Source organism: Pseudomonas sp. SDO5591_S426 (assembly GCF_054070755.1).
This window is the reverse complement of the sequence record NZ_JBSVXD010000003.1, coordinates 58,015-83,734: the sequence shown is the minus strand read 5'-3', so window position 1 is coordinate 83,734 and position 25,720 is coordinate 58,015. Positions and strand designations below refer to the sequence as shown.

Genomic DNA, 25,720 nt, shown 5'->3' with positions numbered 1-25,720 from the left:
GCAACGTCTCGGATGCCTTGGGTTGCTCCGCGCCATGGCCCTATAATCGGGCCACTTTGTTTGTGGAGCCCGTTATGCCGAATCTACGTCTCGCCGATTTGACCGCCGAAATCGAAGCCAACGTGCGCCGTGCGTTGCTCGAAGACGTCGGCAGCGGCGACATCACCGCGCAATTGATCCCGGCCGAACGCCTGGCCAAAGCCACCATCATCACCCGCGACGCCGCCGTCATCTGCGGTACTGCCTGGGTGGATAACGTGTTTCGGCAACTGGACCCGCGGGTTGCAGTGCACTGGCAGGTCGCCGATGGCGAGCGGGTCAAGCCCAATCAAGTGTTGTTCCACCTCGAAGGCCCGGCTCGTTCGCTGCTGACCGGTGAACGCAGCGCGCTGAATTTCCTGCAACTGTTGTCCGGCGTAGCCACCCGCGCGCAGTATCTGGCCGACTTCGTGGCCCGGACTCAGGTGAAACTGCTGGACACCCGCAAGACCTTGCCGGGTCTGCGCCTGGCGCAAAAGTACGCCGTGACCTGCGGCGGTTGCCACAACCATCGCATCGGCCTGTATGACGCCTTCCTGATCAAGGAAAACCATATCGCCGCGTGCGGTGGCATCGCGCAGGCCATCGCCGCCGCACACAAGATCGCGCCGGGCAAACCGGTGGAGATTGAAGTGGAAAGCCTGATTGAGCTCAAAGAGGCCCTGGCGGCCGGCGCCGACATCATCATGCTCGACGAACTGAGCCTGGATGACATGCGCGAAGCCGTACGCTTGAACGGCGGCAAGGCAAAACTGGAAGCCAGTGGCGGGATCAACGAAAGCACCCTGCTACCGATCGCCGAAACCGGTGTGGACTACATCTCGATTGGCGCGATGACCAAGGATGTGAAGGCCGTTGATTTGTCGATGCGACTGAGTCTCTGACCCGCACAGCAAACCTGTAGGAGCACGGTTTGCCGGCGATAGCGATCTCAAGGACGCTATCGCGGGCAAGCCTCGCGCCTACAAAAGCGGGTCAGTTAGAGTTTTCGTCAAACCACCAGATTGTTCATCTCGCAGTACTCTTCCCACTCGACACCCAAGACCTCGGCGGCCTCTTTGTGCAACGCCAGGCGGGCAGCCTCGAATTCTTCGGGACTTGATGTGTACTTGAGCGTCAGTTCCCACGGCTGCAAGCCCTGGGCTTCGGCCTCATCCTCGAAAGCCCACTGAATCTGGTCTTTCTGATCGTCGGCCGGCAGGTCCTTGATCTCGTCTATCAGTTGGGGCGCATCCAGCATGTATTTTTTCAGGGCTTCTTCGTGTCGTTTTTCTTGAGTCAATTCTTTCACGGTCATGGCGTTCTCGCTGATCATGGGAATGGAAGATGGATCTGGATCATCAAGGATCTCTCTGACGCAAAAAACCGTTTGCAGCCCGGTTTGTCTGGCCTTCAGAACCATTCGGGATCATCTGAAAACTGCTGGGCGAAGCTCATGCAGGCACCGAATATAGGACTTTTGTCGGACGATTTACACGACTCTTTACATCCATCCACAAAAAAAAGCATTCACCGCCGGTGGCACTCGGGAACATTAGATAAGGCCCCGAGTCATAGCGATGTGCCATATAGCACCCCACATGGAACTCAAGTGATGCGTAGTTTTTCGAAGCTTTCGTCTGCACTGTCAGCCACCACAATCACGGCACTGCTGGGGATGCTGGCGCTACCGGGAACGGCACTGGCCGGCATTGAATTGAGTAATGGCTACTCGTCTTCCAGCGGCAAAATCACAGCGATTCAAAGTGAGTATGGCAAAGACGTCATGGTCAAGACAGATTTCGACGTCAGCGACCTGAAGGCGATGCAAACCACCCTCAACGATCAAGCGCGCCAGATCGAAGAACTCAAGCGCAGCAGCGGTTCCAGCTCAAGTTCAAGCGGCAAAGAGATCGACGAGCTCAAGCGCACCGTCAACGAGCAGGAGCGTGATCTGGAAAATCTGAGCAAGCAGGTCGAAGAGTTGAAGCGCAACAGCGGTTCCAGCTCGAGCTCCAGCAACAGCGAAATATCGAATCTCAAACGGGAAGTCAGTGATCAGGATCGCGAAATGGATCAGCTCAAACGCACTGTCGACGATTTGAGAAGCAAGGTGAAGTAAACGGGGATGGTGCCCGAGACAGGAATCGAACCTGCGACCTTCGCGTTACGAGTGCGCTGCTCTACCGACTGAGCTACACGGGCAGTGGGCTAAACCTAGCATCGCGAAGCAATACCGGCAACTTCGACCCGTATCCCGGTTTTTCACCGGATAAAAAAAGGCCCCGCAGTTTTCACTGCGGGGCCTTTTTTACAACGCTGAAGCGGACAAGCCTGGCGGGTGATTAAACGCCCGAAGCCTTGGCTGCTGCTACGTCTTTGATGGACAGCTTGATACGGCCGCGGTTGTCCACGTCCAGTACCAGTACTTCCACTTCCTGGCCTTCTTTCAGGATGTCGGTCACTTTCTCTACGCGAGCGTCGCTCAGCATGGAGATGTGAACCAGACCGTCCTTGCCCGGCAGGATGTTGACGAATGCGCCGAAGTCGACGATGCGCTCAACCTTACCGACGTAGATCTTGCCGATTTCAGCCTCAGCGGTGATGCCCAGAACGCGCTGACGTGCAGCTTCAGCCGCTTCCTTGGTTTCGCCGAAGATCTTGATCGAGCCGTCGTCTTCGATATCAATCGAAGCCTTGGTCTCTTCACAGATCGCACGAATGGTCGCGCCGCCTTTACCGATGACATCACGGATTTTGTCGGTGTCGATTTTCATCGCGATCATGGTCGGTGCGTTGGCCGACAGTTCGGTACGCGACTGGCCGATGATCTGGTTCATCTGGCCGAGGATGTTCAGGCGCGCTTCCAGGGCTTGGCCCAGAGCGATCTCCATGATCTCTTCGGTGATGCCCTTGATCTTGATGTCCATCTGCAGCGCAGTAACGCCTTTAGCGGTACCGGCTACTTTGAAGTCCATGTCGCCCAGGTGGTCTTCGTCGCCCAGGATGTCGGTCAGGACTGCGAATTTCTCGCCTTCTTTAACCAGACCCATGGCGATACCGGCAACCGGTGCCTTCATCGGTACACCAGCGTCCATCAGGGCCAGGGAAGCACCGCAAACGGAAGCCATCGAGCTGGAACCGTTGGATTCGGTGATTTCCGAAACAACGCGGATGGTGTACGGGAACACGTCAGCGGCAGGCAGCATGGCCGAAACCGAACGACGGGCCAGACGGCCGTGACCGATTTCACGACGACCAGCACCACCCATGCGACCACACTCGCCCACCGAGAACGGAGGGAAGTTGTAGTGCAGCATGAACGGGTCTTTTTTCTCGCCTTCCAGGGTGTCCAGCAGCTGTGCGTCACGGGCGGTGCCCAGAGTCGCAACAACCAGAGCCTGGGTTTCACCACGGGTGAACAGAGCCGAGCCGTGGGTCTTTGGCAGAACGCCGACTTCGATGTTCAGCGGACGTACGGTCTTGGTGTCGCGACCGTCGATACGTGGCTTGCCGTTTACGATGTTTTCGCGAACGGTGCGGTATTCGATTTCGCCGAAAGCCGCTTTGACTTCGCTGGACGAAGGCTGGCCTTCTTCACCGGACAGCTTGGCAACAACCTGATCCTTCAACTCGCCCAGGCGAGCGTAACGGTCGGCCTTGACGGTGATGGTGTAAGCCTGGGAGATCGCTTCGCCGAACTCGGCACGGATAGCGCCCAGCAGTTCGGTGGCTTCTGGCGCAGGAGCCCAGGTCCAGGTTGGCTTGGCAGCTTCGGCAGCCAGTTCTTTAACAGCGTTGATCACAACCTGGAACTCGTCGTGAGCAAACAGTACCGCGCCCAGCATCTGGTCTTCGGTCAGCTCTTTGGCTTCCGATTCAACCATCAGCACAGCGTCCGAAGTACCGGCAACGACCATGTCCAGGCTCGAAGCAGCTTGTTGCTCGTAAGTCGGGTTCAGCAGGTAGCCGGTGCTTTCGTGGAAAGCGACGCGGGCTGCGCCGATCGGGCCATCGAAAGGAATACCGGAGATTGCCAGCGCAGCCGAGGTACCGATCATCGCAGCGATGTCCGGATCGGTCTTCTTGCTGGTGGAAACGACGGTGCAGACAACCTGCACTTCGTTCATGAAACCTTCTGGGAACAGCGGACGGATCGGACGGTCGATCAGTCGGGAAGTCAGGGTTTCTTTCTCGGAAGGACGGCCTTCACGCTTGAAGAAACCGCCAGGGATCTTACCGGCAGCGTAAGTCTTTTCCTGGTAGTGAACAGACAGAGGGAAGAAGCCCTTGCCTGGATCGGCTTGTTTGGCACCGACTACGGTCACCAATACGCTGACGTCGTCGTCAACGGTGACCAATACTGCGCCGGAGGCCTGACGGGCGATACGGCCAGTCTCGAGGGTAACGGTCGACTGACCGAACTGGAATTTTTTGATTACCGGGTTCACGGTGTCCTACCTTCTTTTGTGGCTCTTGGGGAAACGGGTTTCTTGCGAAATTCTTGGGCAATGTCGGGAATCGGCCCGACCGGTTGTCCGGGTGTACTCACACAGGTAAAGCAGTAAAGCAGACATCCAGATAAAACTTGAGGCTGGGAGCCTGCCATGCGCCGGCGGAAAACCGCTGACGCACGACAGACAACCAACCTCTAGCGCAATCGCTTATTAGCGACGCAGACCCAGGCGACCGATCAGAGCGCTGTAACGGCTCACGTCTTTGCCTTTCAGGTAGTCCAGCAGCTTACGACGCTGGTTAACCATGCGGATCAGACCACGACGGGAGTGGTGATCTTTACCGTTGGCCTTGAAGTGACCTTGCAGTTTGTTGATGTTGGCGGTCAGCAGTGCAACTTGCACTTCTGGCGAACCAGTGTCACCAACAGCTTGCTGGTAGTCAGCTACGATTTGAGCTTTTTCTTGAACGTCGAGAGCCATGAGGCAATCCTTTTATCAGGAAACTGTTTCAGAAAAACAGTTTCAACAGGCCAGGGACAAATCCCTGTATCTAAAAATGAGTAGTGACCGTGCCTGTTAACAGCCACCCTCGTTCGGTCATTCTGACCGAATCAGTCGACGTGGCGCGATGCGCCCGTCTTCGCTCACTTCACCGATACCGATGAAGCGACCATTGTGATCCTGTACCCGCACCATGCCGAACTTCGGAGCATCCGGGGCACGTACCGGCTGGCCGTTGAGCCAGTAGAACGCGCTCGCTTCCGAGAATTGCAGCAGTGGCCAATCCAGCAGGCCGCTGTCCGATGGCATCAGGAAGCGATCGACCGCTTCGTTGCCGCCTTCGGCATGTACCGCTTCCAGCTCTTCCAGGGTAACCGTCTGGGCTAGCGTGAAAGGCCCGGCCTGGGTACGTCGCAATTCTGCCACGTAAGCGCCACAACCGAGTTGTTCACCAATATCCTCCACCAGGGTACGAATATAGGTGCCTTTGCTGCAATCCACTGCCAGTCGCGCAGTATCACCTTCGAAGGCCAGCAATTCCAAGCGCGCAATAGTAACAGAACGCGGTTCACGCTCCACTACTTCGCCAGCACGGGCCAGCTTGTACAGCGGTTGCCCATCACGCTTGAGTGCCGAGTACATCGGCGGTATCTGACTGATTTGACCGCGAAAACCCGGCAAAGCAGCTTCGACATCGGCGCGACCAACGGTCACCGGGCGCTCCTGCAAAACCTCACCCTCGGCATCCGCCGTGGTGGTGGTTTTGCCCAATTGCGCCAGGGTTTCGTAACCCTTGTCGGAATCAAGCAGGTATTGCGAGAACTTGGTGGCCTCGCCGAAGCACAACGGCAGCACACCGGTGGCCAAGGGATCGAGACTGCCGGTGTGTCCGGCCTTCTCGGCGTTGAGCAACCAGCGAACCTTCTGCAAGGCCGCGTTGGAAGTAAACCCCAGCGGTTTGTCGAGCAGGATGATGCCGCTGACGTTACGACGGATACGTTTGACCTGAGCCACCGATTACTCCTTGGTGTCTTCGGCTTCTGCCGCAACCGGATGCTGATTGTCTTCAGCCACTGCGCGCTCGATCAATGCCGACAGGTGCGCACCGCGTACGACGCTCTCGTCGTAGTGGAAGTGCAACTGTGGAACGCTGCGCAGCTTCATTTCACGAGCTAACTGCATCCGCAGGAAACCGGCGGCGGAGTTCAGCACCTTGATGCTTTGTGCGATGTCTTCGGCGCTGTCCTGCCCCATCACGGTAATGAAAATCTTCGCGTGACCGACGTCACGGCTGACTTCCACAGCAGTAATGGTGACCAGGCCGACGCGCGGGTCTTTGACTTCGCGACGGATCAGTTGGGCCAGCTCGCGCTGCATCTGATCGCCGATACGTTGGGTACGGCTATATTCTTTTGCCATGTCTTGTTACCTGTAACTGCCCCACGGTGAAACCCGCAAGGTCTGAAAGCGGCAAACGCCCGGCCTGACAGAAGCCAGACCGGGCGTTGCGTTTAGAGTCCGGGCGATGCGCCGCACAGTTGCATGCGGCTGGCCATCACGGCTCTTGAAGTGCGCGAGTTAGAGGCTGCGAGCAACCTGAACCTTCTCGAAGACTTCGATCTTGTCACCGACTTTGACGTCGTTGTAGCTCTTCACGCCGATACCGCATTCCATGCCGGCACGGACTTCGGAAGCGTCATCCTTGAAGCGGCGCAGGGATTCCAGCTCGCCTTCGAAGATAACGATGTCTTCACGCAGTACACGGATTGGACGGTTACGGTGAACAACACCTTCGATAACCATGCAACCGGCGATCGCGCCAAACTTCGGCGAACGGAACACGTCACGCACTTCGGCGATACCCAGGATGTTCTCGCGAACATCGCTGCCGAGCATACCGGTCAGGGCTTTCTTGACGTCTTCGATGATGTCGTAGATTACGTTGTAGTAACGCATATCCAGACCTTCCTGCTCGACGATCTTGCGAGCGCCGGCATCGGCACGCACGTTGAAGCCGAACAGTACAGCGTTGGAGGCCAGTGCCAGGTTGGCGTCGGATTCGGTGATACCACCGACACCGCCACCCACTACGCGCACTTGCACTTCGTCGTTGCCCAGGCCATTCAAGGCACCGTTCAACGCTTCCAACGAACCACGGACGTCGGATTTGAGGACGATGTTGAGCGTCTTCTTCTCTTCCTGACCCATGTTTTCGAAGATGTTTTCCAGCTTGCCAGCGTGAGCGCGAGCCAGTTTGACTTCGCGGAACTTGCCTTGACGGAACAGAGCCACTTCACGGGCTTTCTTCTCGTCGGCAACCACGCTCATCTCGTCGCCAGCGTCCGGGGTACCGTCCAGGCCGAGAATCTCGACAGGGATGGCTGGACCGGCTTCCTTGATTGGCTTGCCGTTCTCGTCGAGCATGGCACGTACACGGCCATAGTTCGAACCGACCAGGACCATGTCGCCTTGACGCAGGGTACCGTCTTGAACCAGAACGGTAGCCACCGGGCCACGGCCCTTGTCCAGACGCGATTCAACCACGACACCACGGCCAGGAGCCGATGGAGTTGCAGTCAGTTCCAGAACTTCGGCTTGCAGCAATACGGCTTCGAGCAGTTCGTCGACGCCAGTACCCATCTTCGCCGAGACTGGTACGAATGGAGTGTCACCACCCCACTCTTCCGACGTCACGCCGTGTACCGACAGTTCGCTACGGATGCGATCGAGATCGGCGCCCGGCTTGTCGATCTTGTTCACAGCCACGACCAGCGGAACACCGGCGGCCTTGGCATGCTGAACAGCTTCGATGGTCTGCGGCATCACGCCGTCGTCCGCTGCAACCACCAGGATCACGATGTCGGTCGCCTTGGCACCACGGGCACGCATTGCGGTAAACGCGGCGTGACCTGGGGTATCGAGGAACGTCACCATGCCACGGTCGGTTTCAACGTGGTATGCGCCGATGTGCTGGGTGATACCACCGGCTTCGCCAGCAGCAACCTTGGCACGACGGATGTAGTCGAGCAGGGAAGTTTTACCGTGGTCAACGTGGCCCATTACGGTCACGACTGGAGCACGGGAAACCGCCTCACCTTCAAACTTCAGGGACTCGGCCAGGGAATCTTCCAGGGCGGTGTCGCTGACCAGGGTCACTTTGTGGCCCAGCTCTTCAGCAACCAGTTGGGCAGTTTCCTGATCCAGTACCTGGTTGATGGTCGCTGGAGTACCCAGTTTGAACATGAACTTGATGATTTCAGCAGCCTTGACCGACATCTGCTGGGCCAGATCGCCCACAGTGATGGTCTCGCCGATCTTCACTTCGCGCACGACAGGGCCGGTTGGGCTCTGGAAACCGTGGGCGTTGCGCTTCTTCAGCTTGGCCTTGCCGCGACCACCACGACGGAAGCCATCGCTTTCTTCGTCGGTAGTACGTGGGGCAACGCGTGGTGCAGGCGCTTTCTCTTTGACCGAAGCACGATGCGGAGCGTTTTTGCGCTCGCCATCGCCACTACCGCGACGATTATTATCGTCGGCACGTGGTTTGTCCGGACGGCGTGGTTCGTCACGCTTGCGAGCGTCGGCAGCTGGTGCTGCAGCCACGACCGGTGCACTTTCACGCACAGGCTCTGCCACTGCAACAGGTGCGGCAACAGGTTCGGCTGGAGCGGTCGGCGCAGCAGCAGGCTGGCGACGCGCTTCTTCTTCGGCGCGACGCTTGGCTTCTTCTTCAGCCTTCTGACGTGCAGCATTTTCTACTGCGCGACGTTCATCCATTTCACGCTTGCGCTCGGCTTCGATTTCTTCCGGGCTGCGCTGTACGAAGACTTTCTTCTTGCGTACTTCAACGCTGATGCTTTTGCTGCCAGCAACACGCAGGGTGCTGGTGGTTTTACGCTGCAGCGTAATCTTGCGTGGTTCTTCCACTTTCGCCTTGTGGCTGCTTTTCAAGTGAGTCAGCAAAGATTGCTTCTCACTGTCAGTCACACTTTCTTCGGCGGCGGTGTGCGGCAGACCTGCCTCACGCATCTGCTGCAACAGGCGCTCTACCGGTGTTTTGACCTCATCGGCCAGTTGTTTCACCGTGACTTGCGTCATGCACTTCTCTCCTCAGGCCGCGCCTAATTACTCGAACCAGTGGGCTCGGGCGGCCATGATCAACTTGCCGGCACGATCATCGTCAATGCCGTCGATGTCGAGCAGGTCGTCAATAGACTGCTCGGCCAGGTCTTCGCGGGTAATTACGCCGCGCACCGCCAGTTCCATCGCCAAATCCTTGTCCATACCCTCAAGCGAGAGCAGGTCTTCGGCCGGATGGGCGTCTGCCAGCTTTTCCTCAGTAGCGATGGCTTTGGTCAACAAACGATCCTTGGCACGAGCGCGAAGCTCGTTGACGGTGTCTTCGTCAAAGCCGTCGATGTTGAGCATTTCTTCCAACGGTACGTAGGCAATCTCTTCCAGGCTGGTGAAGCCTTCATCTACCAGCACCTGTGCCAGATCTTCGTCGACTTCCAGCTCGTCGATGAAGTTGCGCAGGATGTCACCGGTTTCTGCTTGCTGCTTAGCCTGGATGTCCGATTCGGTCATCACATTCAGGGTCCAGCCAGTCAACTGGCTAGCCAGACGCACGTTCTGACCACCGCGACCGATGGCCTGAGCCAGATTGTCTGCGCCAACGGCGATGTCCATTGCATGGGCATCTTCGTCAACGATAATTGCCGCAACCTCAGCCGGGGACATGGCGTTGATTACGAACTGAGCCGGGTTGTCGTCCCACAGGACGATGTCCACACGCTCACCGCCCAACTCGCCCGACACTGCCTGGACGCGCGAACCGCGCATACCGATGCAAGCGCCCTGCGGGTCGATGCGTTTGTCCTTGGAGCGGACGGCGATCTTGGCGCGCGAACCCGGATCACGGGAGGCAGCCATTACTTCGATCAGGCCTTCTGCAATTTCCGGCACTTCGATGCGGAACAACTCGATCAGCATTTCCGGCGCGGTACGCGACAGGATCAGCTGCGGGCCGCGGTTCTCGGTGCGGATTTCCTTGAGCAGCGCACGCAGACGCACGCCAACCCGGAATGTTTCGCGAGAAATGATGTCTTCACGAGCCAGCAACGCTTCAGCGTTGTTGCCCAGATCGACGATCACGTTGTCGCGGGTCACTTTTTTCACGGTGCCGGAGATGATTTCACCCAGGCGCTCGCGGTAAGCGTCAACAACCTGAGCGCGCTCGGCTTCGCGAACCTTCTGCACGATGACTTGCTTGGCAGTCTGTGCAGCGATGCGGCCGAATTCGATGGACTCGATTTTCTCTTCGACAACGTCACCGACCTTGGCGCCAGGATGCGTTTCAGCAACCTTGCTCGGCCAGGTTTCGATGGCCGGATCGTCCAGATCAGCTTCTTCGACGACCGTCCAGCGACGGAAAGTCTCGTAAGCACCGGTGTGGCGATTGATTTCCACACGCAGATCGACTTCGTCCTCGAAACGCTTTTTGGTAGCAGTGGCCAGAGCCAGCTCCAGCGCTTCAAAAATTACGTTTGCCGGTACACCCTTTTCGTTGGATACCGACTCAACAACCAGCAGTACTTCTTTGCTCATCGTACGCCTCGCCTTTCGCAAGCCATTGGATCCGCGGGATCCGCGTCTCAGTCAAAACTGGGAATAATGTTGGCCTTGTCGATCATATCGATCGGCAACAGGAACTCATGGTCTTCTACCTGCACCACTACATCCTGCTCTTCTACGCCGCGCAGAAGGCCCTGAAAGTTGCGTCGACCTTCAAAAGGCGAGCGCAGCTTGATCTTCACTTGTTCACCGGCAAATTTTGCAAACTGCTCAAGAGTGAACAGAGGGCGTTCCATGCCAGGCGAGGAAACTTCAAGGGTGTATTCAACGGAGATTGGATCTTCAACATCCAGCACACCGCTGATCTGACGGCTGACAATGGCGCAATCGTCCACCAGCACGCCGCCCTCTTTATCGATATAAACGCGCAACATCGAGTGACGACCCTGGGCCGAAAACTCAATACCCCAGCATTCATAGCCTAGGGCCACGACCACCGGGGCCAGCAAGGCCTGCAACTCTTCTAGCTTGCTCGACACCTGAACCCCCTAGTGCATGTATGTGCATGCTATGCAAAATAAAAAAATGGGCGAAACGCCCATCCTTGAAACGCCGTCGAACAGCGGCGTTGAAAGTGTCCAGCTAACAAAAAGCCCCTTAAAAGGGGCTCCTTAAACTGGTTGCGGGGGCCGGATTTGAACCGACGACCTTCGGGTTATGAGCCCGACGAGCTACCAGACTGCTCCACCCCGCGACAAAGCTGGGGCGGAAGTATACGACCGATCCCCTACAGGGTCAATGTAACCTTCCACCTGCAAGAAAGCCCGCAACAGCGGGCTCTCCTGACTAATTGGTACCGAGAAGGGGACTCGAACCCCTACACCCTATGGGCACAACCACCTCAAGGTTGCGTGTCTACCAATTCCACCACCTCGGCAATACTACGTTTTAAACCTTCTTACTTCTGCTCTTGAGCTGGAGGCACGTCAGTCGCTGGAGTAGCCGACTTTTGCTCTTGAAGCACCGGGACATCATCAGAAGCCGGTTGTTGCTTTGGAACTTCCAGTACCGCTGGATTTGGGAGACCTACTTGAGTCAGCTGGTGAGCCTTCTCTTTAGCAAAGTATCCTAACCCCAAGCTGGTTATGAAAAAACCTGCGGCAAGTATAGCAGTAAACTTACTAAGAAAGGTAGAGGAACCTTGGCTTCCGAACACAGTATTTGAAGCACCTGCTCCGAAAGACGCGCCAGCATCCGCACCTTTACCCTGCTGCAGCAATACGAGAGCAACTACGCCCAATGCACCCAGCAGATGAAAAACGACTACGACTGTTTCCAGCATTTTTTCAGTTTCCCGCGGCGCGACAGATCGCACCGAACTCATCTGCATTCAGGGAAGCCCCACCAATGAGGCCCCCATCGATATCCGGCATGCCGAACAGTTCGACCGCATTGGCCGCCTTCACGCTGCCGCCGTATAGAAGCCGCACACCTTGTGCGACTTCAGAATTCTCTGCCGCCAACTGGGCACGGATGGCTGCGTGCACATCCTGCGCCTGCTGCGGCGAAGCAGTCAGCCCGGTGCCAATGGCCCAGACCGGCTCGTAAGCAATTACTGCATTTGCAAATACACCGACACCCAACTCGTCGATGATGCTGCCCAGCTGACGCGAGACGACTTCGACAGTCTTCCCCGCTTCGCGCTGCTCGAGGGTCTCCCCTACACACAACACCGGGATCAAGCCACTTGCCTGTGCCGCTGCGAACTTGCGGATCAGCACTGCGTCCTGCTCGCCCAAAATCTGGCGGCGCTCGGAGTGCCCGACAAGCACCAGGGAACAACCTGCATCCACCAACTGACTCGGTGCAACTTCACCAGTCAACGCACCTTGTCCTGATTCCACCGCAGCATTCTGCGCGCCGACCGAAATCGACTTTTCTTGCAAGCCGTCAATCACTTGATTGATATGCAGGCAGGACGGGAATACCGCGACATCAACACCGCTCGGCAAGGCCAAGTCACGAAGGCCGTTGATCAGCTCAGCGACGCTGGCGCGGGTACCGTGCATCTTCCAGTTACCAGCTACCATAGGGCGACGCATGCTGTACCTCGTCGGTCAAAGTGGGCGCAGATGTTACCCAACACAATCATGGCTGGCAAGCCGAATTCAGGCAGAAACTTCAGTAACCAGTTTTGCCAGCTCTTCGGCGTAGCCACGAACCTGCGTTTCGTCTTCGCCTTCAACCATGACGCGTACCAGCGGCTCCGTTCCGGACTTGCGCAACAGTACCCGCCCGCGCCCCGCCATGGCCTTGGTCACACGCTCGCTGGCCTCTTTCACCGATGGGTGATCAAGAGGGCTCGCACCACCGCCAAAACGCACGTTGATCAGCACCTGAGGGCATTTGCGCAGCGCCTGACGAGCCTGACCCAAGCCTTCGGAACGAGTCTTCAGCGCCATCAGCACCTGTAGCGCTGCGATAATCGCATCACCGGTCGTGGTGTGATTGAAGCAAACGATATGGCCGGAGTTCTCGCCGCCGACCAGCCAATTACGCTCAAGCAGATCAGCGATGACATAACGGTCACCGACATTGGCCCGCACAAATGGAATCGCCAGGTCCGCCAGGGCCAATTCCAGCCCCAGGTTGCTCATCAGCGTACCGACTACGCCGCCTTGCAGCTTGTCGCGCTCATGCAGATCGCGGGCAATGATGTACAGCAACTCGTCGCCATCGACGATGGCGCCGGTGTGATCGACCATCAGAACACGGTCACCATCACCATCAAACGCGATACCCAGATCGGCGTGCTCGGCCAGAACGGCTGCCTGCAACTGCCCCATGTGTGTCGAACCGCAATTTTCATTGATGTTCAAACCATTGGGTTGCGCGGACAGCACCACGACCTCGGCGCCTAGCTCCCGGAAAACGCTAGGCGCAACCTTGTAGGTCGCTCCATGGGCGCAGTCGATAACGATTTTCAGACCCGCGAAACTGGTACCGGTTGGCACACTGCTTTTGCAGAATTCAATGTAGCGGCCGGAAGCGTCGTTAATTCGCGAGACCTTGCCGATTTTGCTCGACTCAACCACTGTCATCGGGGTATCGAGCAACTCTTCGATCATGTGCTCGACTTCATCCGGAAGCTTGGTGCCCTTGCCGGAGAAAAACTTGATGCCGTTGTCGTCATGCGGATTGTGCGAAGCACTGATCACAATACCGGCTTCAGCGTGGAAGGTACGCGTCAGGTAAGCGATGGCCGGAGTCGGCATCGGGCCCAGGAGCATCACATCGGCACCCGCCGAAGTCAGCCCGGCCTCAAGTGCCGATTCAAACATGTATCCGGAAATCCGCGTGTCCTTGCCGACCAGCACCTTGCAGGCACCCATCTTGCGAAATGCCATGCCCGCGGCCCAGCCCAGCTTGAGCATGAAGTCAGGAGTGATCGGGTACTCACCGACCCGACCACGAATGCCGTCGGTGCCAAAATATTTCTTAGTCATAAGTGCTCCATCATTCTTATTCGGCTGATTCCACTGCGGCGATCATCCTCACCACATCGACTGTTTCGGCTACATCATGGACGCGCAATATACGCGCACCCTTGTTCGAAGCCAGCGCCGCGAGCGCGAGACCACCATACAAGCGCTCACCCAGCGGGCGATTCAAGGCCTGCCCTATCATGCTCTTTCGCGAAACCCCGACCAAAAGGGGCCGCCCCAAGGCATGCAAAGCTTCCATATGTTTGAATAAGCTTAGATTGTGCTGCAAGGTTTTGGCGAAACCAAAACCCGGATCGAGAATGATCCGTTCAGCCGGAATACCCACTGCCTCACACTGAGCCATGCGTTCGGCAAGAAACTCGCCCACCTCTTTCGTAACGTCCCGGTACTGCGGGTTGTCCTGCATGTCGCCCGGCTCACCGAGCATATGCATCAGGCACACAGGCAAACCCGTGGCTGCCGCCGCATCCAGAGCTCCATCGCGGCGCAATGAGCGCACGTCATTGATCAACCCAGCCCCCAGCCGTGCGGTTTCGCGCATGACGGCTGGCGTGGAGGTATCGACGGAAATAATCACATCCAGCTCGCGATGTATCCGCTCGACGATCGGCGCAACGCGCTCCAGCTCTTCCAGCGGTGAAACCGCCCTGGCGCCTGGCCGTGTCGATTCACCACCAACATCAATGAGCGTCGCGCCGGCCGCAACCATGGCTTCAGCATGGCGCAAAGCCGCATCGAGCTGGCTGTATTGGCCACCATCGGAGAAAGAATCGGGAGTGACATTGAGAATGCCCATGACATGCGTCTGGGCCAAATCAAGAACCCGGTTGCCGCAAGGCAACCGGGTCGAGGACTGAACAGAAGTCATTTCAAACCTTAAACGTCAGCAGCCGGACCGCCGATAGGTGTTTGCGGACGCTCATCCTGCACCGCCGGAGGCGTTCCGGACGTACCGGTACCACCCGACCAATCACGCGGTTCGCGCGGGGTGCGCCCCGCCATGATGTCGTCGATCTGCTCGGCGTCGATCGTTTCGTACTTCATCAGGGCGTCAGCCATGGCGTCGAGCTTGTCACGGTTGTCCGTGAGGATCTGCTTAGCTGTGCCGTAGCACTGATCAATGATGCTGCGCACTTCAGAGTCGATCAGCTTCGCTGTCTCGCCCGAGAAGCTCGCACTCTGACCGCCACCGCCACGACCGAGGAACACTTCACCCTCTTCTTCGGCGTACATCAACGGACCGAGTTTCTCGGACAGGCCCCACTTGGTCACCATGTTCCGCGCAATCTGGCTGGCACGCATGATGTCGTTGGATGCACCGGTAGTAACACCATCGAAGCCCAGGGTCATTTCTTCAGCGATACGACCACCGTACAGCGAGCAGATCTGGCTGATCAGCGCACGCTTGGACAGGCTGTAGCGATCTTCTTCCGGCAGGAACATGGTCACACCCAGCGCACGACCGCGCGGAATGATCGACACCTTGTAGACCGGATCATGCTCAGGCACGACGCGACCAACAATGGCGTGGCCGGCTTCGTGATAAGCGGTGTTCTGCTTTTCTTTCTCGGACATGACCATGGATTTGCGCTCGGCACCCATCATGATCTTGTCTTTGGCCAGTTCGAACTCTTTCATCTCGACGATGCGCTTGCCGGCACGGGCAGCGAACAACGATGCTTCGTTGACCAGGTTGGCCAGATCAGCACCCGAGAAGCCCGGAGTACCACGAGCGATCACGGCCGGAGCGACGTCGTCACCCATTGGCACTTTGCGCATGTGGACCTTGAGAATCTGTTCGCGACCACGGATATCCGGCAGACCGACCACAACCTGACGGTCGAAACGGCCCGGACGAAGCAGTGCAGGGTCCAGTACGTCGGGACGGTTGGTCGCGGCAATCACGATGATGCCGTCATTCATTTCGAAACCGTCCATCTCCACCAGCAACTGGTTGAGAGTCTGCTCGCGCTCGTCATGACCGCCGCCCATACCGGCACCACGGTGACGACCGACGGCGTCGATTTCGTCGATAAAGATGATGCATGGAGCGTGTTTCTTGGCCTGTTCGAACATATCGCGAACACGGCTGGCACCGACACCGACGAACATTTCGACGAAATCGGAACCGGAAATGGTGAAGAACGGCACTTTGGCTTCGCCAGCAATCGCCTTGGCCAGCAAGGTTTTACCGGTACCCGGCGGACCCACCATCAGCACGCCGCGTGGAATGCGACCGCCCAGACGCTGGAACTTGCCCGGATCCCGCAGAAACTCGACTAACTCGCCGACTTCCTCTTTGGCTTCATCGCAACCAGCGACGTCAGCCAGAGTGGTTTTGACCTGATCTTCAGAGAGCAGGCGCGCCTTGCTCTTGCCGAAGCTCATCGGCCCGCCCTTGCCACCGGCACCGCCCTGCATCTGCCGCATGAAGAACATGAACACGGCGATGATCACGAGGATCGGGAAGCTGGCAACCAGGAGTTGGGTCCAGATGCTTTGCTGTTCAGGCTGCTTGCCTTCGACCACGACATGGTTATCCACCAGGTCGCCGATCAAACCGTTGTCCTGGATTGCCGGACGAATGGTCTTGAAGCTGTCGCCATCGTTGCGCTTGCCGGTAATCACGTAGCCATCAACCGCTACGCGCTCGACCTTGCCATCCTTGACCTGCTGGATGAAGTCGGAATAGTTGAGGGTCTGCGGCTCGTTAGGGCTGGAGAAGTTGTTCATCACCGTCACCAGGACTGCCGCGATGATCAACCACAGGATCAGATTCTTTGCCATATCGTTCAATTAACTACCCTCTGAAGCAAGCGCCGCTGGTGGCGCGCGCTTCGCATGATATTCACCGGCCTAACTTACTACATTACCTACAACTCTGGCAGGCGCCGTCTGTAACCCTTTGTGAAACACTTTCTACACAATATTCGCTTATGCACGCGAGGCGAAATACGAAAAACCTATCGCCCCGGCCAAAAAAGCTCGTTTTACTCACTGCGGCCGCGATATCCCCAAGCCAACATGTATTGCTCGCGAGAGCTGCCACGAGAAGAGTCCGGCTTGATCATCTGGATCTTGTCGAATTTCTTACGGGCGTCCTTCAGGTAAACATCGAAACCTTCACCCTGAAAAATCTTGATCACGAAATTACCACCAGGCTTGAGTATCCGCTCCGCCAGGTCAAGCGCCAGCTCACACAGGAACATGGCTTTGGGCATGTCCACTTCAGGCGTACCACTCATATTGGGGGCCATATCGGAAATCACAAGGTCCACCTGTGAATTACCCACGGCTTCCAGGATCTGAGCGAGCACTTCGTCCTGGGTGAAGTCACCCTGGATGAAAGTCACGTCCGGAATGCTGTCCATTTCGAGGATGTCCGAGGCGATCAGACGCCCCTGCCCACCGATCAGCCGGCTAGTGACCTGCGACCAGCCACCGGGCGCCGCACCCAGGTCGACAACGGTCATACCCGGACGGATCAGCTTGTATTTCTCTTGGACCTCCAGAAGCTTGTAACTCGCACGCGAGCGGTAGCCGTCCTTCTGCGCCTGCTTCACGTAGGGATCATTGACATGTCTTTTCAGCCACTCAAGGCTTGTCTTGGAACGCGCCATTGGGCACCTCGATGATAAGGGTCGTGATTAGTTGGGCGGAGTCACGAACCCTCGGGTAAAATGGCCGCCATTTTACAGAATCCAGACGAAAGGGTCAGATTATGCCGCTCACTCAAGAGCAGAAGAAACAGTACAAATCCATTGGCCACCATCTGAAACCAGTTCTGATTGTGGCAGACAACGGTTTGACTGAAGGTGTCCTAGCCGAACTTGAACGCGCTTTGGCGGATCACGAGCTGATCAAGATCAAGCTCAACATCCTCGATCGCGAGTCGCGCCTGGCGTCCATTGCAGAACTGTGCAAGGTCGGCAAAGCGGACCTGGTTCAGGTCATCGGCAAGATGGCACTGATTTACCGCAAGAACTTCAGCGTCAACAAGCAACTGTCGAACGTTCATCGCTTCAAGTGATGACAAGGGTTACGGGTGTGCTTCGCGCACCCTGCCACTCCATCCCGGCACCGGCTGCAATACCAGCACCAGCCCGGAGAAGCCCAGAATCAAAAAGCTGAAAACCTGCCAACGCACCGCATCCGGCCAGCCGATGCGCACGACGATGTACATCCCGCACGCATATAGCGCCATCAACAGCAGTTGCCCACGAATATCGCGCCATAGACTGGCAAGGCCCTCGGCCTGTATCAGCACCAAAGCCTGAAAAATCACGCACGCGGCTGAGAATCCGACCATCAGCGCATTGAGCGTGCCTGCGATTTCATCAACCAGCAGCGGTGCCAGGCCGATTTGACCCAGCACCGGCGGCAGACCGATGTGCAACAACCACAGGCCGCCAACCCAAAACATCTGGGCCAGCTGCCAGAGCATGGCGCCCGCACGGAGCGAGCGCACGCCTTTAGATGTGGCGAACTTCGACAATCTCGTACTCGATAACGCCACCAGGCGTTTTCACGGCGACCACATCACCCTCTTCCTTGGCAATCAAGGCGCGGGCCAGTGGCGAGCCGACCGAAATCTTGCCGAGTTTGAAGTCAGCCTCATCCTCACCCACGATGTGGTAAGTGACGCGCTCATCCGTCTCGACGTTGGCGATTTCGACGGTGGTGCCGAAAATCACTTTGCCGGTGTGCGGAATGGTCGTGACATCGATGATGACCTGATTCTGAATCCGGCCTTCGATGTCACGGATCCGCGCCTCGACCATACCCTGCTGCTCGCGAGCAGCGTGGTATTCGGCGTTTTCCTTCAAGTCACCCAACTCGCGGGCCGTACCGATGTCCTGGCTGAGCTTCGGACGAACGACCTTGGTCAGGTGAGCGTGCTCCTCTTCCAGGGCTTTGGCGCCCTGGACGGTCATTGGGTATTTGATCATGCCTTCAATCCTGCGTGTAGATCCTGCAAGCGGCGTACGGTCTTCTCGGGACCGAACTTCAGCGCTTCGCAGATAGCTTCGCCAGCAGCAATGGTGGTGGTGCAGTAAATCTTGTGCTGCAGAGCGTTGCGACGAATGGAATAAGAATCAGCGATCGACTGACGACCTTCGGTGGTGTTGATGATCAGGGTGACTTCGTCATTCTTGATCATGTCGACCACGTGTGGACGGCCCTCGGTCACCTTGTTCACGCGGCGCACTTTCAGGCCTGCGGCTTCGATCAGCTTGGCAGTACCGGCAGTGGCAACCACTTCAAAGCCCAAGTTGATCAGATCACGGGCCACGCCCGCAACCAGCGGCTTGTCGTCGTCACGCACGCTGATGAACGCAGTACCGCCGGTCGGCAGCACTTCGCTGGCGCCCATCTGGGCCTTGGCGAACGCTTCACCGAAGGTGTCGCCCACGCCCATCACTTCACCGGTCGACTTCATTTCTGGGCCGAGGATCGGGTCAACGCCTGGGAATTTGGCGAACGGGAACACAGCCTCTTTCACGCTGTAGAAGTTCGGAATGATTTCCTTGGTGAAGCCGATTTCCTTCAGAGTCTTACCAGCCATCACGCGAGCCGCGATCATAGCCAGGGAAACACCGATGCACTTGGACACGAACGGTACGGTACGGGAAGCGCGCGGGTTGACTTCGATGACGTAGATGTCGTCGCCTTGCAGCGCCAACTGAACGTTCATCAGACCGATCACACCCAGTTCCAGGGCCATTTTCTTGACCTGCTCACGCATCTCGTCCTGGATGTGCGCCGGCAGCGAGTATGGTGGCAGCGAGCATGCGGAGTCACCGGAGTGAACACCAGCCTGCTCGATGTGCTGCATGATCGCGCCGATCACGACGTCTTTGCCGTCGCAAACCGCGTCCACGTCCATTTCGATGGCGCAGTTGAGGAAGTGATCCAGCAGCACCGGGCTGTCGTTGGAAACTTGAACCGCTTCACGCAGGTAGCGCTTGAGTTCTTCTTCTTCGTAAACGATTTCCATCGCACGACCGCCCAATACATAGGACGGGCGCACCACCAGCGGATAACCGATCTTCGCGGCGGCACGAATCGCTTCGTCTTCGCTGCGCACGGTGGCGTTTGGTGGCTGACGCAGGTTCAGGCGCTGGACCATTTGCTGGAAGCGCTCACGGTCTTCGGCACGGTCGATGGCGTCAGGGCTGGTGCCGATGATCGGCACGCCAGCGGCTTCCAGGGCACGCGCCAGTTTCAGCGGGGTCTGGCCGCCGTACTGGACGATCACGCCTTTTGGCTTCTCGACGCGGACGATTTCCAGTACGTCTTCCAGGGTCACTGGTTCGAAGTACAAGCGATCGGAGGTGTCGTAGTCGGTGGAAACGGTTTCCGGGTTGCAGTTGACCATGATGGTCTCGTACCCGTCTTCGCGCAGGGCCAGTGCCGCGTGTACGCAGCAGTAGTCGAACTCGATGCCCTGGCCGATACGGTTCGGACCGCCGCCCAGGATCATGATCTTGTCGCGGCCCGACGGTGCGGCTTCGCACTCTTCTTCGTACGTCGAGTAGAGGTAAGCGGTGTCGGTGGCGAATTCCGCAGCGCAGGTGTCGACGCGCTTGTAGACCGGGAAGATTTCCAGCTTGTGACGGTGAGCACGCAGGCTCTTCTCGGTCACACCCAGCAACTTGGCCAGGCGCATGTCGGAGAAGCCTTTGCGCTTGAGGCGGAACATCAGGTCGCGGTCGATGCTGGTCAGACCCAGGGTCTTGACCTTCTCTTCGTCCTTGATCAGATCTTCCATCTGCACCAGGAACCAAGGATCGATCATGGTCATGCCGAAGATGTCTTCAACGCTCATGCCGGCGCGCATTGCGTCCGCCACGTACCAGATACGCTCGGCGCCCGGCACGGTCAGCTCGCGCTTGAGTACGCTCATGCTTTCCGGATTGCTCAGGTCAACCTTTTCGTCCAGACCGCAAACACCGACTTCCAGACCACGCAGGGCTTTCTGCAGGGATTCCTGGAAGGTACGGCCGATGGCCATGACTTCACCAACCGACTTCATCTGAGTGGTCAGGCGTGCGTCAGCCTTGGCGAATTTTTCGAAGGCGAAGCGTGGCAGCTTGGTGACGACGTAGTCGATGGACGGCTCGAAGGACGCCGGGGTCTTGCCACCGGTGATGTCGTTCGACAGCTCGTCGAGGGTATAACCCACAGCCAGTTTGGCCGCGACCTTGGCGATCGGGAAACCGGTGGCTTTCGAAGCCAGTGCCGAGGAACGGGATACACGCGGGTTCATCTCGATCACGACCATGCGGCCAGTGTCCGGGCAGATGCCAAACTGAACGTTGGAGCCGCCGGTTTCCACACCGATCTCACGCAGTACCGCCAACGAGGCGTTACGCATGATCTGGTATTCCTTGTCCGTCAGAGTTTGTGCCGGAGCCACGGTGATCGAGTCACCGGTGTGCACGCCCATCGGGTCAAAGTTTTCGATGGAGCAGACGATGATGCAGTTGTCCTTCTTATCGCGGACAACCTCCATTTCGTACTCTTTCCAGCCGATCAGCGATTCGTCGATCAGCAGCTCTTTGGTCGGCGACAGATCGAGACCACGGGCGCAGATTTCTTCGAACTCTTCACGGTTGTAAGCGATACCGCCACCGGTGCCGCCCATGGTGAAGGACGGACGAATGATGCACGGGAAGCCTAGCTTTTCGAGGACCGCGTTGGCCTCTTCCATGCTGTGGGCGATGCCGGAACGCGGGCAGTCCAGGCCGATGGATTTCATCGCCTTGTCGAAGCGCGAACGGTCTTCAGCCTTGTCGATGGTGTCAGCGTTGGCGCCGATCATCTCTACGCCGAACTTCTCCAGAACGCCTTCGCGTTCCAGGTCCAGGGCACAGTTCAGAGCGGTTTGGCCACCCATGGTCGGCAGCAGTGCATCCGGACGCTCTTTCTCGATGATCTTGGCAACGGTCTGCCACTTGATCGGCTCGATGTAAGTGGCGTCGGCCATGGCCGGGTCGGTCATGATGGTGGCCGGATTGGAGTTCACCAGGATGACGCGGTAACCCTCTTCGCGCAGGGCTTTGCAGGCCTGGGCGCCGGAGTAGTCGAATTCGCAGGCCTGGCCGATCACGATCGGGCCAGCGCCGAGAATCAGGATGCTTTTAATATCTGTACGTTTTGGCATGGGTTTGTCACTCAAATCCGCAGGTCAGTCGGCAAGCCGTCTTGTTCAATCTCTGGCTTGAGGGGGCCACCGGTGTCGGGACCGCCCTCAAGCGTTGCTACATCAGGGCGAGCGATCAGCGTCGCTTGGCCATCTCGTTGATGAAGCGATCAAACAAAGGCGCTACGTCGTTCGGGCCAGGGCTGGCTTCAGGGTGACCCTGGAAGCTGAAGGCGCTCTTGTCGGTACGCTCGATCCCTTGCAGGGTGCCGTCGAACAGCGATTTGTGGATCGCGCGGACGTTGGCTGGCAGGGTCGCTTCGTCTACCGCAAAACCGTGGTTCTGGCTGGTGATCATCACGACGCCGGTATCCAGATCCTGGACCGGGTGGTTGGCACCGTGGTGACCGTGACCCATTTTCAGGGTCTTGGCGCCGGAGGCCAGGGCCAGCAGTTGGTGACCGAGGCAGATACCGAAGACCGGGATCTCGGTTTCCAGCACGTCCTTGATCGCCTGGATCGCGTAGTCGCAAGGCTCCGGATCACCAGGGCCGTTGGACAGGAACACGCCGTCCGGCTTCAGTGCCAGCACATCGGCAGCAGGCGTTTGCGCCGGCACGACCGTCACACGGCAACCGCGCTCTACCAGCATGCGCAGGATGTTCACCTTGACGCCGTAGTCGTAGGCAACCACGTGGTACGGCAGCTCGGAGGCATCGATCGTCGCGTGGCTGTCGGTTTTCAAATCCCAGACAGTCGAGCGCCACTCGTAGGAATCCTTGGTGCTGACGACTTTCGCCAGGTCCATGCCTTTCAGGCCAGGGAAACCCTGGGCAGCGGCGATGGCGGCCTCTTCGGAAATGTTGTCACCGGCCATGATGCAGCCGTTCTGCGCGCCTTTTTCACGCAGGATGCGCGTCAGGCGGCGGGTGTCGATACCGGCAATGGCGACAACATTGTTGGCCTTCAGGTAGTCGGACAGAGACATCGTGTTACGCCAGTTGCTCGCTACCAGTGGCAGGTCACGGATGACCAGGCCAGCGGACCAGACGCGGTTCGATTCGGCGTCTTCCGGCGTGGTGCCGGTGTTGCCGATGTGCGGGTAAGTCAGGGTAACGATCTGTTGGGCGTAGGAAGGATCGGTAAGGATTTCCTGATAGCCGGTCATTGCGGTGTTGAACACCACCTCACCAACGGTTTGACCGTCGGCTCCAATGGCTTCGCCGCGAAAAATGCTGCCATCAGCAAGGGCGAGTATGGCTGGCTTAGTCAAGAAGACCTCCCGTAAATAAAGCCTGAAAGGGCGATCGCAGGTTGTAAAAAAGCGGAGTGACGTATGGACACGTCACCCCGCTTCTTCACTGAATTATTCTGCGCGCTTTTAGTGGACACACTAAAGCTGTAGCTTACAGAAAAAGGCATTTTTGGTCTACCGCCAATGAGCCCGAAAGGCCAGAGAATGCGACAGGTCGTCGCTTGGCGGAACAAAACCGGGCTCAAACGCTGTGCGCGAGCCCGATTTCGGGTGCATCTTAACGCAGGTCGAGCACGTCTTGCATGTCGTAAAGGCCAGGCTCGCGCCCGTCCAGCCACAATGCAGCACGCACCGCGCCCTTGGCGAAGGTCATGCGACTGGATGCCTTGTGGGTGATTTCCAGGCGCTCGCCTTCACAAGCGAACAGCACAGTGTGATCACCAACCACATCACCACCACGAACCGTGGCAAAACCGATGGTTTCACGCTCACGCGCACCGGTATGGCCTTCACGCCCGTAAACCGCGACTTTCGACAGGTCACGATCCAGCGCGCCGGCAATCACCTCACCCATACGCAAGGCAGTGCCTGAAGGCGCATCGATCTTGTGCCGATGATGCGCTTCGATGATTTCGATATCCGCATCATCGCCGAGCACCCGCGCCGTCATTTCCAGCAGTTTCAGCGACAGGTTTACACCCACGCTGAAATTCGCGGCGAACACGATGGGAATATCCTTGCCCGCCTCGGTCAGCAGCTGCTTCTGCGCAGCATCCAGCCCAGTGGTGCCGATGACCACGGCCTTGCCCGCCTTGCGGCAGAACGCCAGATTTTTCAGCATGACTTCCGGCAGCGTGAAGTCGATCAACACATCGAACTCTTCCGCCACCGCATCCAGATTGCCAGACAGCGGCACGCCGATACGCCCCAACGAAGCGAGTTCGCCGGCATCCACACCAATCAGCGTGCTGCCAGGCCGCACGATGGCGGCCGTCAAACCGGTCAGTGGCGCACGCTGCTGCACCGCCTCGACCAGGATTTTACCCATGCGCCCGGCGGCACCCATCACAGCAATACGTCGCATGCCTGTCTCCTTACAAATCGCCGAAGAAGCGCTTCACGCCTTCGAACCAGCCAGTGGTTTTCGGCGAATGGCTGTTGTCGTCCGCCAGCGAACTGCGGAACTCTTCGAGCATTTCGCGTTGACGACGGCTCAGGTTGACCGGCGTCTCGACCGCCACACGGCACATCAAGTCACCGGCACCGCCGCCACGCACAGGCGCGACGCCTTTGCCACGCACGCGGAACTGCTTGCCGGTCTGAGTCCCTTCAGGGATTTTCAGTTTGACTCGACCATCAAGGGTCGGAATCTCCAGCTCGCCACCCAACGCCGCGTCGACAAAGCTGATCGGCACTTCGCAGAACAGGTGCTTTCCGTCACGCTGGAAGATCGAGTGCTCGCGCACGTTGATCACCACGTACAGGTCGCCGGTCGGTCCGCCTTGAGCGCCCGCCTCGCCTTCGCCCGACAGACGAATACGATCACCGGTATCAACACCGGCCGGCACTTTCACCGACAGGGTCTTGTACTCTTCGACACGACCTTCGCCGTGGCAGGAATCGCACGGATCGGAAATAATCTTGCCCTGGCCATGGCAGCGCGGGCAGGTTTGCTGCACCGAGAAGAAGCCTTGCTGCATGCGCACTTGACCAATGCCGCCACAGGTCGGGCAGGTCACTGGCGAAGAACCTTTCTTGGCACCCGAGCCATCGCATGGCTTGCAGTTGACCAATGTCGGAACGCGGATATTCACGGTCGTACCGCGCACCGCTTCTTCCAGATCCAGCTCCAGGGTGTAGCGCAAATCGCTGCCGCGCTGAGCGCCGCCACGGGAACCGCCGCGACCGCCACCGAAGAAGTCACTGAAGACATCGCCAAAGATGTCGGAGAAGTTCTGGCCACCGAAACCGGCACCGCCGCCACCCATGCTCGGGTCGACACCGGCATGGCCGTACTGATCGTACGCCGCACGCTTGCTGGAATCGGACAGCACTTCGTAGGCCTCGTTGGCCTCTTTGAACATCTCTTCCGACGCTTTGTCGTCGGGATTACGGTCCGGGTGGTGCTTCATCGCCAGGCGACGGTAGGCCTTTTTCAGGTCCGCTTCGCTTGTGCCGCGCTCAACACCCAATACTTCGTAATAGTCACGCTTTGCCATAAGTCATTTGCACTCTTGAGGACGTTCGACAAACCTCTCCTGAG

General features: G+C 58.0%; 23 protein-coding genes and 3 tRNA genes. 3 read left to right on the top strand and 23 right to left on the bottom strand.

The window, feature by feature from the left end; all coding sequences use genetic code 11:
• Window positions 1–74 precede the first annotated feature (74 nt).
• Window positions 75–923 (top strand): carboxylating nicotinate-nucleotide diphosphorylase, encoded by an 849-nt coding sequence (gene nadC, locus ACW9JC_RS01670; protein WP_338584649.1) that lies wholly within the window; start codon window positions 75–77, stop codon window positions 921–923.
• A gap of 107 nt (window positions 924–1,030) precedes the next feature.
• On the opposite strand, the gene ACW9JC_RS01665 is transcribed toward nadC, so the two are convergent.
• Entirely contained in the window at window positions 1,031–1,336 is a 306-nt protein-coding gene (locus tag ACW9JC_RS01665) for a DUF6388 family protein (protein WP_457453175.1), read from the bottom strand.
• A 297-nt stretch (window positions 1,337–1,633) separates the two neighbouring features.
• Between ACW9JC_RS01665 and ACW9JC_RS01660 the strand changes: the two genes are divergently transcribed.
• Entirely contained in the window at window positions 1,634–2,140 is a 507-nt protein-coding gene (locus tag ACW9JC_RS01660) for a hypothetical protein (protein ID WP_457453153.1), read from the top strand.
• Between the two features lie 7 nt (window positions 2,141–2,147).
• Here ACW9JC_RS01660 and ACW9JC_RS01655 read toward each other — a convergent pair.
• The 16 genes from ACW9JC_RS01655 to rlmE form a co-directional block, all read right to left on the bottom strand.
• Window positions 2,148–2,223 (bottom strand) — tRNA-Thr (locus ACW9JC_RS01655).
• Window positions 2,224–2,363: 140 nt separating this feature from the next.
• Window positions 2,364–4,469, bottom strand: a complete 2,106-nt coding sequence (pnp, locus tag ACW9JC_RS01650) for a polyribonucleotide nucleotidyltransferase (RefSeq protein WP_007915263.1) — start codon at window positions 4,467–4,469, stop codon at window positions 2,364–2,366.
• 216 nt (window positions 4,470–4,685) lie between these two features.
• Window positions 4,686–4,955: a 30S ribosomal protein S15 gene (gene rpsO / locus ACW9JC_RS01645; RefSeq protein ID WP_046820615.1), complete on the bottom strand. Its 270-nt coding sequence runs from the start codon at window positions 4,953–4,955 to the stop codon at window positions 4,686–4,688.
• Between the two features lie 117 nt (window positions 4,956–5,072).
• On the bottom strand, window positions 5,073–5,990 hold the full coding sequence (truB, locus tag ACW9JC_RS01640) for a tRNA pseudouridine(55) synthase TruB (RefSeq protein ID WP_338584646.1): 918 nt from the start codon (window positions 5,988–5,990) through the stop codon (window positions 5,073–5,075).
• Window positions 5,991–5,993: 3 nt separating this feature from the next.
• Window positions 5,994–6,395: a 30S ribosome-binding factor RbfA gene (gene rbfA, locus ACW9JC_RS01635; protein ID WP_034148332.1), complete on the bottom strand. Its 402-nt coding sequence runs from the start codon at window positions 6,393–6,395 to the stop codon at window positions 5,994–5,996.
• 159 nt (window positions 6,396–6,554) lie between these two features.
• Window positions 6,555–9,074, bottom strand: a complete 2,520-nt coding sequence (gene infB / locus ACW9JC_RS01630; RefSeq protein WP_416127894.1) for a translation initiation factor IF-2 — start codon at window positions 9,072–9,074, stop codon at window positions 6,555–6,557.
• Between the two features lie 27 nt (window positions 9,075–9,101).
• Entirely contained in the window at window positions 9,102–10,583 is a 1,482-nt protein-coding gene (gene nusA / locus ACW9JC_RS01625) for a transcription termination factor NusA (RefSeq protein ID WP_008057419.1), read from the bottom strand.
• Window positions 10,584–10,630: 47 nt separating this feature from the next.
• Window positions 10,631–11,089 carry a ribosome maturation factor RimP gene (rimP, locus tag ACW9JC_RS01620; protein ID WP_007973115.1) on the bottom strand — a complete coding sequence of 153 codons (459 nt, stop codon included), beginning with the start codon at window positions 11,087–11,089 and terminating at the stop codon, window positions 10,631–10,633.
• A 138-nt stretch (window positions 11,090–11,227) separates the two neighbouring features.
• Window positions 11,228–11,304 (bottom strand) — tRNA-Met (locus tag ACW9JC_RS01615).
• A 97-nt stretch (window positions 11,305–11,401) separates the two neighbouring features.
• Window positions 11,402–11,487 (bottom strand) — tRNA-Leu (locus ACW9JC_RS01610).
• A 21-nt stretch (window positions 11,488–11,508) separates the two neighbouring features.
• Window positions 11,509–11,892 carry a preprotein translocase subunit SecG gene (gene secG, locus ACW9JC_RS01605; protein ID WP_017336473.1) on the bottom strand — a complete coding sequence of 128 codons (384 nt, stop codon included), beginning with the start codon at window positions 11,890–11,892 and terminating at the stop codon, window positions 11,509–11,511.
• Between the two features lie 4 nt (window positions 11,893–11,896).
• Window positions 11,897–12,652 carry a triose-phosphate isomerase gene (gene tpiA, locus ACW9JC_RS01600; protein ID WP_416127895.1) on the bottom strand — a complete coding sequence of 252 codons (756 nt, stop codon included), beginning with the start codon at window positions 12,650–12,652 and terminating at the stop codon, window positions 11,897–11,899.
• A 66-nt stretch (window positions 12,653–12,718) separates the two neighbouring features.
• Window positions 12,719–14,056 carry a phosphoglucosamine mutase gene (gene glmM / locus ACW9JC_RS01595; RefSeq protein WP_457453150.1) on the bottom strand — a complete coding sequence of 446 codons (1,338 nt, stop codon included), beginning with the start codon at window positions 14,054–14,056 and terminating at the stop codon, window positions 12,719–12,721.
• A 16-nt stretch (window positions 14,057–14,072) separates the two neighbouring features.
• On the bottom strand, window positions 14,073–14,924 hold the full coding sequence (gene folP, locus ACW9JC_RS01590) for a dihydropteroate synthase (RefSeq protein ID WP_457453148.1): 852 nt from the start codon (window positions 14,922–14,924) through the stop codon (window positions 14,073–14,075).
• Window positions 14,925–14,932: 8 nt separating this feature from the next.
• Complete coding sequence (ftsH, locus tag ACW9JC_RS01585) at window positions 14,933–16,843, bottom strand: ATP-dependent zinc metalloprotease FtsH (protein ID WP_338584640.1); 1,911 nt, start codon at window positions 16,841–16,843, stop codon at window positions 14,933–14,935.
• Window positions 16,844–17,046: 203 nt separating this feature from the next.
• On the bottom strand, window positions 17,047–17,676 hold the full coding sequence (gene rlmE / locus ACW9JC_RS01580) for a 23S rRNA (uridine(2552)-2'-O)-methyltransferase RlmE (protein WP_338584639.1): 630 nt from the start codon (window positions 17,674–17,676) through the stop codon (window positions 17,047–17,049).
• A gap of 101 nt (window positions 17,677–17,777) precedes the next feature.
• Here rlmE and ACW9JC_RS01575 point away from each other — a divergent pair, with 101 nt between their 5' ends.
• Entirely contained in the window at window positions 17,778–18,086 is a 309-nt protein-coding gene (locus ACW9JC_RS01575) for a YhbY family RNA-binding protein (RefSeq protein ID WP_007942889.1), read from the top strand.
• Between the two features lie 9 nt (window positions 18,087–18,095).
• Here ACW9JC_RS01575 and ACW9JC_RS01570 read toward each other — a convergent pair whose 3' ends face one another.
• From ACW9JC_RS01570 to dnaJ, 6 genes are all read right to left on the bottom strand, one after another.
• The gene (locus ACW9JC_RS01570) at window positions 18,096–18,500 is read right to left on the bottom strand and encodes an MFS transporter (protein ID WP_457453174.1); all 405 of its coding nucleotides are present in this window, start codon (window positions 18,498–18,500) and stop codon (window positions 18,096–18,098) included.
• Between the two features lie 28 nt (window positions 18,501–18,528).
• Window positions 18,529–19,005, bottom strand: coding sequence for a transcription elongation factor GreA (gene greA, locus ACW9JC_RS01565; RefSeq protein WP_150633542.1), 477 nt, complete (start codon window positions 19,003–19,005; stop codon window positions 18,529–18,531).
• The gene (carB, locus tag ACW9JC_RS01560; protein WP_457453145.1) at window positions 19,002–22,223 is read right to left on the bottom strand and encodes a carbamoyl-phosphate synthase large subunit; all 3,222 of its coding nucleotides are present in this window, start codon (window positions 22,221–22,223) and stop codon (window positions 19,002–19,004) included. Before carB ends, greA begins: the two co-directional genes overlap by 4 nt.
• A gap of 115 nt (window positions 22,224–22,338) precedes the next feature.
• Window positions 22,339–23,475: a glutamine-hydrolyzing carbamoyl-phosphate synthase small subunit gene (gene carA / locus ACW9JC_RS01555; protein ID WP_007973130.1), complete on the bottom strand. Its 1,137-nt coding sequence runs from the start codon at window positions 23,473–23,475 to the stop codon at window positions 22,339–22,341.
• Window positions 23,476–23,734: 259 nt separating this feature from the next.
• Window positions 23,735–24,541: a 4-hydroxy-tetrahydrodipicolinate reductase gene (gene dapB, locus ACW9JC_RS01550; protein ID WP_457453143.1), complete on the bottom strand. Its 807-nt coding sequence runs from the start codon at window positions 24,539–24,541 to the stop codon at window positions 23,735–23,737.
• Between the two features lie 10 nt (window positions 24,542–24,551).
• Window positions 24,552–25,676: a molecular chaperone DnaJ gene (gene dnaJ, locus ACW9JC_RS01545; protein ID WP_150703930.1), complete on the bottom strand. Its 1,125-nt coding sequence runs from the start codon at window positions 25,674–25,676 to the stop codon at window positions 24,552–24,554.
• Window positions 25,677–25,720 lie beyond the last annotated feature (44 nt).